Below are 10989 nucleotides of genomic sequence, written 5' to 3'. Positions count from 1 at the left end.
AGGTCGGGTCGCACGCCGAGCTGGTGCATTTGGGCATTGATCTGGGGGTGGTGAGGGTGGCGGGGTGAATGGAGCCCCGCGCGGCGCTCGATCGCACAGGCGCAGAAAATGCCAGGACGACCACCCGTTCAATCATCCCAACTGTCAGGACACCCCCTGCACCCCTCCATATCGGCCTCCTGAAAATTCCCATAATGCTGCCGCGCCCCACGCAAATCGGCATTCCCCAGGTTGCTCTGGCCAAACTTGGCCTCCTGCAGGTTGGCATCCCCAAGGTTGGCACCTTGCAGGTCAGCCTTGCTCAACCAGGCCATTTCCAGGTCCGCCGCCTGCAGGTTGACCTGCTGCATCTTTGCCCCTGACAGCCTGGCAAACTGCAGATAGGCAGCGCTGAGGTCGGCCTTGGCAAACTGTGCACCCTGGGCGAACAAGCCCCAGCCCTGAATGGCCACCAGCCTGCTATTGCTCAGGTCGGCCAGGCGCAGGTTGCTCTGCTGCAGGCTGGCACGGGTCAGGTTGGCGCCCTGCAAGCGGGCCTTTTCCAGATTGGCCAGGTCCAGCCTGGCGTGGCGCAGGTCGGCATCGCGCAGGTCGGCACCGGCCAGGTTCATCTTGCGCAGGTCCTGGTTGGCCAGGTTGGCGCCGCGCAGGTTGGCGCCCGGGCACTGGCTGGCTTCGGCGATGACGCAGCCATTGATGGTCAGTGGGGTGTCATCGCCAGCGTCGTCACTGGTGACGGCAACGGCAGGGGCGAGTACCAGCAGCAGGGCAAAGGGCAGGTAGTTCATGGCAGAAGGCTCTTGGCGAATGAAGGCAGGTGCGGGGAGCGGCCAGCCACTCCCCGCAGGCGGTCAACGTTGTGCGGTTTTGGTATCCCAGCTCGGGATCTTGAACACCCAGAACGAGCCACCCTGGGCCACCGGTTTGGTCAGTTCGGCCATGTCGCCGCCCCACAACGGCACCGCGCCGCCATAGCCTACGGTGACGCCGATGTACTGCTCGCCATCCTGCTCCCAGGTGATCGGCGGCGAGACGATGCCGCTGCCGGTCTGGAACTTCCACAGCTCCTTGCCCGTCTTGGCATCGAAGGCCTTGAAGAAGCCGTCGCCGGTGCCGGTGAACACCAGGTTGCCCTTGGTCGCCAGCACGCCGGCCCACAGCGGCAGGTGCTCCTTGTGCTCCCATACCAGCTTGCCGGTGCTCGGGTCCATGGCGCGCAGGGTGCCGACGTGGTCGTCGTACATGCGCTTGATGCGAAAGCCCATGCCCAGGTAGGCCGAGCCTTTCTTGTAGTTCACTTCCTCAGTCCAGTATTCCTCTTTCCACTGGTTGCCGGGGATGTAGAACAGGCCGGTGTCCTGGCTGTAGGCCATGGGGTTCCAGTTCTTGCCACCCAGGAACGGTGGCGACACTTCCACCGGCTTGCCCTTGGTTTCACCCGGTAGCGGTTTGGCCGGGCGCTGGCCGGGGTTTTCCACCGGGCGCCCGGTCTTCAGGTCGATATGGCTGGCCCAGGTGATGTTGTCGACGAAGGGGAAGGCGTTCTGCAGTTTGCCGTTGTTGCGGTCCACCACGTAGAAGAACCCGTTACGGTCGGCGTGGCCGGTGGCCTTGACTACCTTGCCGTCCTTGTCCTTGTAGTCGAACAGCACCAGTTCGTTGTTGCCGGAGAAGTCCCAGGCATCGTTGGGCGTGTGCTGGTAGAACCACTTCACTTCACCGGTGCTTGGGTCCACCCCGACCTGGCCGGAGGTGTACAGGCTGTCGAAGTCGTGCGGGTTGCCGTCCTTGGCGGTGCGCGCCCAGGTGTTCCAGGGGCCGGGGTTGCCGGCGCCGACGATGATCGTGTTGCTCTCGGGGTCGAAACTGGCGCTCTGCCAAGGGGCACCGCCGCCGTGGCTCCAGGCTTCGACCTTGCCGGTTTCGGTGGTGGGGTCGTCCGGCCAGGAGGGCGCCTTGATGTCGCCGGTGGGGGTGCTGTCCTTGCCGTTCAAGCGGCCCATGTGGCCCTCGACGAAGGGCCGCATCCACACCTCGTCACCGGTGTCCGGGTCGCGGGCGAACAGCTGGCCGACCACGCCGAATTCATCGCCGGAACTGCCATGAATCAGCAGCACTTTGCCGCTGGTCTTGTCCTTGATCAGCACCGGGGCGCCGGTCATGGTGTAGCCGGCGCTGTGGTCGCCGAACTTCTTGTTCCACACCACCTTGCCGGTACGTTTGTCGAGGGCGATGAGCCGCGCGTCGAGGGTGCCGAAGTAGATCTTGTCGCCGTAGATGGCGGCCCCACGGTTGACCACGTCGCAGCACGGGCGAATGTTGTCGGGCAGGCGGTGATTGTAGGTCCAAAGGCGTTTACCGGTTTTGGCATCGAGGGCGAACACCCGCGAGTACGAGCCGGTGACGTAGACCACGCCGTCGCTGACAATGGCCTGCGATTCCTGGCCGCGCTGCTTTTCGTCGCCGAAGGAATAGGACCAGGCCGGGGTCAGCTTGAATACGTTCCGGTCGTTGACCTGGGCCAGCGGGCTCCAGCGTTGGGCGTTGGTGCCCATGCCGTACTGCAGCACGTCCTGGGTGGTCAGGTGATCATTGGCGATGTCTTCCCAGGTCACGTTCTTGCTGGCAGGTGCGGCAGGTGCAGTGGCGGCCACGGCGAGGTTGCCCAGGGCCAGGCTACCGGCCAGCAGCAGGGCCCGCACGCTCAGGGCCAGAGGGGAAAGGGCGGGTAGCGTTGTTATTGTCATGGTTGCAGTTCCCTGTGGAGTTTTGGCCTGCACAGGGTGCGGCGGCGCGGCCGTGGCCGGATACGGAAAATTTCCCGCGCTTGTCGGGAAGAGTTCCCGAACGCCACCTCAATTGGCCCTTCGCCGCAAGCCCTACTACCAAGGGAGGAAGGCCCGGCCACCAAAGCAGCATTCGGCTGCCTGCGGGCTGTTTCTAAGATGGCGGCACAGCCTCTGTGGTTGAGGCTTTGCGTGCAATGGTGAGGGCATAACAATGACAACAGAACGCAATGTCTTGCTGGCTGCCGGGCTGCTGCTTGGCGCCGTGCTGAGCGGTACCGCGTGGGCCCATGGCAACGTGGTGCCGCAGGCAGTGGAGACCAACGGCCTGACCCCGATCAAGGACGCCGGGGTGAGCCTGGACGGCGACGGCTGGGCGGCGGTCAACCCGTACCGTGCCTCGCCCGAGCACGACAAGGCCGTGGAAATCGGCGCCTCGGCCTACAACCAGAACTGCGCGGCCTGCCATGGCCTGGAAGCCAAGTCTGGCGGCATTGCCCCGGATTTGCGCCTGCTCGATGTGGGCGACGCCGGCGATGAGTGGTTCGTCGAGCGGGTACGCCATGGCGCGGTGCGTGACGGCCGGGTGTACATGCCGAAGATGGCTGACTATCTGAGCCAGGAGGCCCTGTGGGCGGTGCGCACCTACCTGGACAGCGTGCACGTCGAGGAGTGACGGCCATGCGTCTGCTGGCAGTGCTGTTGGGTGGCCTGCTGCTGTGTTGCGCGGCGGCCCAGGCGCAGGTGCGCAACTACGACGCGATCATCGCCGCCGGCGAGCTGAAAGTGGCGGTGTACAAGGATTTCGCCCCTTACAGTTTCGACGACCACGGCCAGCCGCGCGGCGTCGATGTAGAGTTGGCACAGGCCCTGGCCACGGCCCTGGGCGTGCGCCTGCAGTTGATCTGGGCACCGCCCGGAGAAAAGCTCGACGACGATTTGCGCGACTATATCTGGCGCGGCAGCCCGCTGCGCCAGCAGCAGTTGGCCGACCTGATGATGCGGGTGCCCTACGACCATGCCTATGCGCAGAAGCGCAACGAACTGGGCGAACTGGAAAACGCCCAAGTGGTGATGTTCGGCCCCTATCAGGAAGAACGCTGGCAGGTCGCCTACGACCGCCGTCGGCTGGCCTCGGTGGCCAGCGTCGCGGTATTCCAGCAGCACCCCATCGGGGTGGAAGTGGACAGCGTGCCATCGTTTTACCTGACCTCGGTGTTCGACGGCATGCTCAGCGCCAGGACGCATCATTACCCCACTGTGCAGCAGGCGTTTGCCGCGATGCAGGCCGGCCAGGTAGACGCGGTGATGGCGATGCGCGGGGAGGTGGACTGGCAGTTGCACCAGGCGGCCGACCCCCAACTGGTTCTGGCGGAAAACGCCTACCCGAAGCTTGGCAAGCAGGCCTGGGAAATTGGCATGGCGGTGCATGAAAGCAACCGGCAGCTGGCGTATGCCGTGGAGGAGGCGCTAGAGGCGCTGATCCGGGATGGGCGGATGAAAGCCATCTATGCCAACTACGGCCTGCGCTACCAGACTCCGGAAATGTATCAATAGTGCTTGCAGCACCTTTGTGGGAGCGGGCGCGCCCGCGAACACGGGCGCAGCCCGTGCCATCCACCGCGCTGCCTGATTCGCGGGCATGCCCGCTCCCACATTAACCATGCCGGCTCAATGGATAACGGTTTCATCAAGGAGTGGCCGATGAACTGGCGAGTAACGTTACTGCTGGCCTGCTGGATGCCTTGGGCAGTCGTGGCCGGCGAACCGAGTGCCAAGCCGGACCCGGTACCCTCGGTCATGTGGGACTTCTACCACAAGCAGCTGCTCGGCCAGGCGGCATTCGTCTTCGATGACCGGGTCAAGCTGCTGGCGCCGCCCTTTGCCGAGGACGCGCGCCAGGTACCGCTGGAAATCGACGCCCGGGCGTTTACCGGCGAGGTTGTGCGCATCCTCGCCTGGGCCGAGCTCAACCCGCTACCGCGGATTGTCGATTTCCAGCCCGGCGAGCGCGTGCTGCCGTGGTTGTCGATCCGCATCCGCATCGAACAGGCCACGCCGCTGCGCGCTGCGGTGCTGACACGTGACGGCTTGTGGCATGTCGGCTCGACCTTGATCGATGCCGCCGGCGGTGGCTGTACCGCACCCAGCGTGGTCCGCACCCAGCCTGGCTGGGAGGAGCACCTCGGCGAGGTACTGGGCGGGCGCTACCCGCGTGGCGACAGCAGCCGCCTGCGCCTGCAGGTGGCCCACCCGATGGACAACGGCCTGGTCAGCGGTATTCCCGAATTCTTTCTCAACCATGCCGAGTTGCAAAACGCGGACGGCCAACGCATGGCCAGCTTGGAACTGTACCCGGCAGTCAGCGAAAACCCCAACCTGGGTTTCGATATCCAGGGCACTGGGCCGACCCGCCTGTTATTGCAAGACAACAGCGGCAACCAGTTCGAAGCGGCGGTGCCCTGAGCGCGTTGCCTGAGTTAACCCCCTGCCCGGAGGCGCCGTCATGCGTTGGATCCTGCTGTTGCTGTTGTGCCTGGGGCTGCCGGCCCATGCGGACCTGGATTACCGCCTCATACCCCGGCAGATCGCCCAGGGCACCTGGCTGCTGGAAGGCAGCACCGACAACTTTGCCAAGGCCAATGGCGGCAATATCGTCAACACCGCGTTCATCGTCACCGACAGCGGTGTGGTGGTGATCGACAGCGGGCCGTCGAAGCGCTATGGCGAAGCCTTGCGCCAGGCTATCGCTGCCACCACCGACAAGCCGGTGCTGGAAGTGTTGCTGACCCATCATCACCCCGACCATGTGCTGGGCAACCAGGCCTTCGCCGATGTACCCATTGGCGCCCTGGCCGGCACTGGCGACCTGTTGCGCCAGCAGGGCGAGGTCATGGCCGAAAACATGTACCGCCTGGTGGGCGACTGGATGCGGGGCACCGAGGTGATGCTGCCGACCCGGGTGCTGGAACCTGGCGTCCATGAAGTGGGCGGGCATCGGCTGCGGTTGCTGGCGCTGGGTGGGCATACCGGTGCCGACCTGGCAATTCTCGATGAGAAGACTGGCGTGCTGTTCGCCGGTGACCTGGTGTTCTATGAACGGGCGCTGACCACCCCTAACAGCCCGGGGCTGGATGTGTGGCTGAAGGACCTGGACACCTTGCAAGCCCTGCCCTGGAAGCAGCTTGTGCCCGGGCACGGTCCGGTGGCCAGCGATGCGCGGCCGTTTGTGCAGATGCGTGATTACCTGGGCTGGCTGGATGGGCTGATGCGCGACGGCGCGGCGCGTGGCGATGACATGGTCGAGGTGATCCGCAGCCCCATCCCCGAGCGCTTTGCCGGCATCAGCCTTACGCGTTATGAGCTGATTCGCAGTGTCAGCCACCTTTATCCCCGCTACGAGCGCCAACAACTCCAGCGCGTCGATACCAAACCCTGACGCGGTCCCCTGTAGGAGGGGCCTTGCGTCGCGATGGGCTGCGCAGCAGCCCCAAAATTTGCGCATCATGCAAGATTGCCGGGGCCGCTGCGCGCCGCATCGCGACGCAAGGCCGCTCCTACAGAGGACCGCGCAGGGTAGCTGCTACCAACGAACTAGAAAACTCCGCACTGCGGGCAATTGTCGGTGAGCAGGTCGCAACCAAGAATTCTCGGCACACCGGGAAATTTTCCCGGACACAACAAAAAACCAAAGGTAGCCGTCATGACCCGATCCCCACGCCGTCCTGTGTTCGCCGTGAGCCTGGTGCTCAGCGCCATGCTGCTTGCCGGCGCGGCCCACGCCGCTGTCAGCAACGAAGAGATCCTCCAGGACCCTGAGAACCCGCAGCAGATCGTGACCAACGGCCTGGGCGTGCAGGGCCAGCGCTACAGCCCGCTGGACCTGCTCAACGCCACAAACGTCAAGGAGCTGCGGCCGGTCTGGGCGTTTTCCTTCGGCGGCGAGAAGCAGCGCGGCCAGCAGGCGCAGCCGCTGATCAAGGACGGGGTGATGTACCTGACCGGCTCCTATTCGCGGGTATTTGCCGTGGACGCCCGTACCGGCAAAAAGCTGTGGCAGTACGATGCGCGCCTGCCCGATGACATCCGCCCGTGCTGCGACGTGATCAACCGGGGCGTGGCACTGTACGGCGACCTGGTGTTCTTCGGCACCCTGGACGCCAAGCTGGTAGCGCTGAACAAGGACACTGGCAAGGTGGTATGGAGCAAGAAAGTCGCCGACCACAAGGAAGGCTATTCCATCAGCGCCGCGCCAATGATCGTCAACGGCAAGCTGATCACCGGCGTCGCTGGCGGCGAGTTTGGCGTGGTGGGCAAGATCCAGGCCTACAACCCGGAAAACGGCGAGCTGCTGTGGATGCGCCCTACGGTCGAAGGGCACATGGGCTACGTGTACAAGGACGGCAAGGCGATCGAGAACGGTATCTCCGGGGGCGAGGCCGGCAAGACCTGGCCCGGCGACCTGTGGAAGACCGGTGGCGCCGCGCCATGGCTGGGCGGCTACTACGACCCGGAAACCAACCTGATCCTGTTCGGCACCGGCAACCCGGCGCCGTGGAATTCGCACCTGCGCCCTGGCGACAACCTGTATTCCTCGTCGCGCCTGGCGCTGAACCCGGACGATGGCACCATCAAGTGGCACTTCCAGAGCACGCCGCATGACGGCTGGGACTTCGATGGCGTCAACGAGCTGATCTCGTTCAATTACAAGGACGCCGGCAAAGAGGTCAAGGCCGCCGCCACGGCCGACCGCAACGGCTTCTTCTACGTGCTGGACCGCACCAACGGCAAATTCATCCGCGGCTTCCCCTTTGTCGACAAGATCACCTGGGCCACCGGCCTGGACAAGGACGGCCGGCCGATCTACAACGACGCCAGCCGCCCTGGCGCCCCCGGCAGCGAGGCCAAGGGCAGCTCGGTGTTCGTCGCCCCGGCGTTCCTCGGCGCCAAGAACTGGATGCCGATGGCCTACAACAAGGACACCGGGCTGTTCTACGTGCCGTCCAACGAGTGGGGCATGGACATCTGGAACGAGGGCATCGCCTACAAGAAGGGTGCGGCGTTCCTCGGCGCCGGCTTCACCATCAAGCCGCTCAACGAAGACTATATCGGCGTGCTGCGCGCCATCGACCCGATCAGCGGCAAGGAAGTGTGGCGCCACAAGAACTACGCGCCGCTGTGGGGCGGGGTGCTGACCACCAAGGGCAACCTGGTGTTCACCGGCACGCCGGAAGGCTTCCTGCAGGCGTTCAATGCCAAAACCGGCGAGAAGGTCTGGGAGTTCCAGACCGGCTCCGGCGTGCTCGGCTCGCCGGTGACCTGGGAAATGGACGGCGAGCAGTATGTCTCGGTGGTGTCCGGCTGGGGCGGCGCGGTGCCGCTGTGGGGGGGTGAAGTGGCCAAACGGGTCAAGGACTTCAACCAGGGCGGCATGCTCTGGACCTTCAAGCTGCCCAAGCAACTGCAGCAAACGGCAAGCACCACGCCGTAAAGCCTGAACCCTACTACCAAATGACGAGAGCCCCGCTGCCAACGATGCATTCGTCTGGCAGGCGGGGCTTTCTACTATCGCTGCATCGCCTGTCGCCGGACAGGCATCGACCCGCAGAGGCTCAGCATGATCTACGCACAACCCGGAACCCCAGGCGCCGTCGTGTCCTTCAAGCCACGCTATGGCAATTTCATCAATGGCGAGTTCGTCGCGCCGGTGGCTGGCCAGTACTTCACCAACAGCTCGCCGGTCAATGGCCAGCCGATTGCCGAGTTCCCGCGCTCCACCGCCCAGGACATCGACCGGGCGCTGGACGCCGCGCACGCTGCCGCCGCTGCCTGGGGCAAGACCTCGGTGCAGGACCGTGCCCTGATGCTGCTGAAAATTGCCGACCGGATCGAGCAGAACCTGGAAGTGCTGGCGGTCAGCGAAACCTGGGACAACGGCAAGGCGGTGCGCGAAACCCTGAATGCCGACGTGCCGCTGGCGGCGGACCACTTCCGTTATTTTGCCGGTTGCATTCGTGCCCAGGAGGGCGGCGCCGCCGAGATCAACGAAGGCACCGTGGCCTATCACATCCACGAACCACTGGGCGTGGTCGGGCAGATCATCCCGTGGAACTTCCCGCTGCTGATGGCCGCCTGGAAACTCGCGCCGGCGCTGGCCGCCGGCAACTGCGTGGTGCTCAAGCCGGCGGAACAGACGCCATTGTCGATCACGATCTTTGCCGAACTGATCGCCGACCTGCTGCCGGCGGGCGTATTGAATATTGTCCAGGGCTTTGGCCGTGAAGCCGGCGAGGCCCTGGCCACCAGCAAGCGCATCGCCAAGATCGCCTTCACCGGTTCCACCCCGGTGGGCTCGCACATCATGAAATGCGCGGCGCAAAACATCATCCCGTCTACCGTGGAGCTGGGCGGCAAGTCGCCGAACATCTTTTTCGAAGACATCATGCAGGCCGAACCCGCGTTCATCGAGAAGGCCGCCGAAGGGCTGGTGCTGGCGTTCTTCAACCAGGGCGAGGTATGCACCTGCCCGTCGCGGGCGCTGATCCAGGAGTCGATCTACGAGCCGTTCATGGCCGAGGTGATGAAGAAGATTACCAGGATCACCCGCGGCAACCCGCTGGATACCGAGACCATGGTCGGGGCACAGGCGTCGGAGCAGCAATACGACAAGATTCTTTCGTACCTGGAGATTGCCCGGGAGGAGGGCGCGCAGCTGCTCACCGGTGGCGCCGCCGAACGCCTGCAAGGCGACCTGGCCAGCGGTTACTACATCCAGCCGACCCTGCTCAAGGGCCACAACAAGATGCGGGTGTTCCAGGAAGAGATCTTCGGCCCGGTGGTGGGCGTGACCACTTTCAAGGACGAAGCCGAAGCACTGGCCATCGCCAACGACAGCGAATTCGGCCTGGGCGCCGGCCTGTGGACCCGCGACATCAACCGCGCCTACCGTATGGGCCGGGCGATCCAGGCAGGGCGGGTGTGGACCAACTGTTATCACCTGTACCCGGCACATGCCGCGTTTGGTGGCTACAAGAAGTCCGGCGTGGGGCGTGAGACGCACAAGATGATGCTCGATCACTACCAGCAGACCAAGAACCTGCTGGTGAGCTACGACATCAATCCGTTGGGCTTCTTCTAAACCGCGTCGCCTTCTTCGCGGGTAAGCCCGCTCTTACAGGGAACGGGTATCCCTTGGAGGAGCGGGTTTACCCGCGAAGAGGCCGGTCATGTTGATACCAACGCCCCCCGCAAACTCGTTCCAAAGTAGCATTCGCCCCCGCCGCCCTCCATGCATTAATGCCACTACCGGAATCGCCCGGCACAAGAAGAGGACTGCCCCATGTGGACTAAACCCGCCTTTACCGACCTGCGCATTGGCTTCGAAGTTACGATGTATTTCGCCAATCGTTGATGGTCTGTCCGGCCATCACTGCGGTGGCCGGATCTTCAGCGGTCTGGTTGCTTTCGCGGCGGGATGCTTTACGCTGGCGGTTACCTTCCAGAACAATAAAAACAGGCTTTCCGATGAGCCAGAGCTTCAGCCCGCTTCGCAAGTTCGTTTCGCCTGAAATCATCTTTGGTGCCGGCTGCCGGCACAACGTCGCCAATTACGCCAAGACCTTCGGCGCGCGCAAGGTACTGGTGGTCACCGACCCCGGAGTGATCGCCGCCGGCTGGGTAGCCGACGTGGAAGCCAGCCTGCAGGCCCAGGGCATCGACTACTGCCTGTACAGCGCCGTATCGCCCAACCCACGGGTCGAAGAAGTCATGCTCGGCGCCGAAATCTATCGGCAGAACCACTGCGATGTGATCGTTGCCGTGGGCGGCGGCAGCCCGATGGACTGCGGCAAAGCCATTGGAATCGTGGTCGCCCACGGGCGCAGCATCCTCGAATTCGAAGGCGTCGACATGATCCGCGTGCCCAGCCCGCCGCTGATCCTGATCCCGACCACTGCAGGCACCTCGGCGGACGTGTCGCAATTCGTGATCATCTCCAACCAGCAGGAACGCATGAAGTTCTCCATCGTCAGCAAGGCGGTGGTGCCGGATGTGTCGCTGATCGACCCGCAAACCACCCTCAGCATGGACCCGTTCCTGTCGGCCTGCACCGGCATCGATGCGCTGGTGCATGCCATCGAGGCCTTCGTTTCCACCGGCCATGGCCCGCTGACCGACCCCCATGCGCTGGAAGCCATGCGGCTTA

10 protein-coding genes and 1 pseudogene are annotated in these 10989 nt (G+C 64.2%); 9 read left to right on the top strand and 2 right to left on the bottom strand.

The window, feature by feature from the left end; translation table 11 throughout:
- Positions 1 to 68, top strand: a pseudogene (locus HP546_RS18535) (DNA-binding response regulator); the annotation flags it as partial.
- Between the two features lie 60 nt (positions 69 to 128).
- Here the strand turns inward: HP546_RS18535 and HP546_RS18530 are convergent.
- Both HP546_RS18530 and exaA read right to left on the bottom strand, forming a co-directional pair.
- Positions 129 to 788 carry a pentapeptide repeat-containing protein gene (locus tag HP546_RS18530; RefSeq protein ID WP_172228152.1) on the bottom strand — a complete coding sequence of 220 codons (660 nt, stop codon included), beginning with the start codon at positions 786 to 788 and terminating at the stop codon, positions 129 to 131.
- 63 nt (positions 789 to 851) lie between these two features.
- Positions 852 to 2747 carry a quinoprotein ethanol dehydrogenase gene (exaA, locus tag HP546_RS18525; protein ID WP_172228150.1) on the bottom strand — a complete coding sequence of 632 codons (1896 nt, stop codon included), beginning with the start codon at positions 2745 to 2747 and terminating at the stop codon, positions 852 to 854.
- Positions 2748 to 3000: 253 nt separating this feature from the next.
- Here exaA and pedF point away from each other — a divergent pair, with 253 nt between their 5' ends.
- The 8 genes from pedF to HP546_RS18485 form a co-directional block, all read left to right on the top strand.
- Positions 3001 to 3462, top strand: coding sequence for a cytochrome c-550 PedF (gene pedF, locus HP546_RS18520; RefSeq protein WP_172228148.1), 462 nt, complete (start codon positions 3001 to 3003; stop codon positions 3460 to 3462).
- A 5-nt stretch (positions 3463 to 3467) separates the two neighbouring features.
- Positions 3468 to 4343: an ABC transporter substrate-binding protein gene (locus tag HP546_RS18515; RefSeq protein WP_172228146.1), complete on the top strand. Its 876-nt coding sequence runs from the start codon at positions 3468 to 3470 to the stop codon at positions 4341 to 4343.
- Between the two features lie 147 nt (positions 4344 to 4490).
- Complete coding sequence (locus HP546_RS18510) at positions 4491 to 5252, top strand: quinoprotein dehydrogenase-associated SoxYZ-like carrier (protein WP_172228144.1); 762 nt, start codon at positions 4491 to 4493, stop codon at positions 5250 to 5252.
- Between the two features lie 40 nt (positions 5253 to 5292).
- Positions 5293 to 6225 (top strand): quinoprotein relay system zinc metallohydrolase 1, encoded by a 933-nt coding sequence (locus tag HP546_RS18505; protein ID WP_172228142.1) that lies wholly within the window; start codon positions 5293 to 5295, stop codon positions 6223 to 6225.
- Between the two features lie 264 nt (positions 6226 to 6489).
- Positions 6490 to 8277 carry a PQQ-dependent alcohol dehydrogenase PedH gene (gene pedH / locus HP546_RS18500; protein ID WP_172228140.1) on the top strand — a complete coding sequence of 596 codons (1788 nt, stop codon included), beginning with the start codon at positions 6490 to 6492 and terminating at the stop codon, positions 8275 to 8277.
- Positions 8278 to 8403: 126 nt separating this feature from the next.
- Positions 8404 to 9924 carry an aldehyde dehydrogenase family protein gene (locus HP546_RS18495; protein ID WP_172228138.1) on the top strand — a complete coding sequence of 507 codons (1521 nt, stop codon included), beginning with the start codon at positions 8404 to 8406 and terminating at the stop codon, positions 9922 to 9924.
- 201 nt (positions 9925 to 10125) lie between these two features.
- A complete protein-coding gene (pqqA, locus tag HP546_RS18490; RefSeq protein ID WP_003253598.1) occupies positions 10126 to 10197 on the top strand; it encodes a pyrroloquinoline quinone precursor peptide PqqA in 72 nt (23 codons plus the stop codon).
- A 113-nt stretch (positions 10198 to 10310) separates the two neighbouring features.
- Positions 10311 to 10989, top strand: a 679-nt coding sequence (locus HP546_RS18485; RefSeq protein ID WP_172228136.1) for an iron-containing alcohol dehydrogenase, incomplete at its 3' end; no start/stop codon positions are given.

It is taken from the genome of Pseudomonas sp. CM25 (assembly GCF_013179705.1).
Taxonomy (GTDB): Bacteria; Pseudomonadota; Gammaproteobacteria; order Pseudomonadales; family Pseudomonadaceae; genus Aquipseudomonas.
The sequence above is the reverse complement of the archived record's forward strand: the minus strand, read 5'-3'. Positions and strand labels throughout refer to the sequence as shown.

What these genes read in the sequence shown, in the direction of transcription:
- HP546_RS18530 (WP_172228152.1), bottom strand. Translation starts at nt 788, where the DNA reads ATGAACTACCTGCCCTTTGCCCTGCTGCTGGTACTCGCCCCTGCCGTT.
- exaA (WP_172228150.1), bottom strand. Translation starts at nt 2,747, where the DNA reads ATGACAATAACAACGCTACCCGCCCTTTCCCCTCTGGCCCTGAGCGTG.
- pedF (WP_172228148.1), top strand. Translation starts at nt 3,001, where the DNA reads ATGACAACAGAACGCAATGTCTTGCTGGCTGCCGGGCTGCTGCTTGGC.
- HP546_RS18515 (WP_172228146.1), top strand. Translation starts at nt 3,468, where the DNA reads ATGCGTCTGCTGGCAGTGCTGTTGGGTGGCCTGCTGCTGTGTTGCGCG.
- HP546_RS18510 (WP_172228144.1), top strand. Translation starts at nt 4,491, where the DNA reads ATGAACTGGCGAGTAACGTTACTGCTGGCCTGCTGGATGCCTTGGGCA.
- HP546_RS18505 (WP_172228142.1), top strand. Translation starts at nt 5,293, where the DNA reads ATGCGTTGGATCCTGCTGTTGCTGTTGTGCCTGGGGCTGCCGGCCCAT.
- pedH (WP_172228140.1), top strand. Translation starts at nt 6,490, where the DNA reads ATGACCCGATCCCCACGCCGTCCTGTGTTCGCCGTGAGCCTGGTGCTC.
- HP546_RS18495 (WP_172228138.1), top strand. Translation starts at nt 8,404, where the DNA reads ATGATCTACGCACAACCCGGAACCCCAGGCGCCGTCGTGTCCTTCAAG.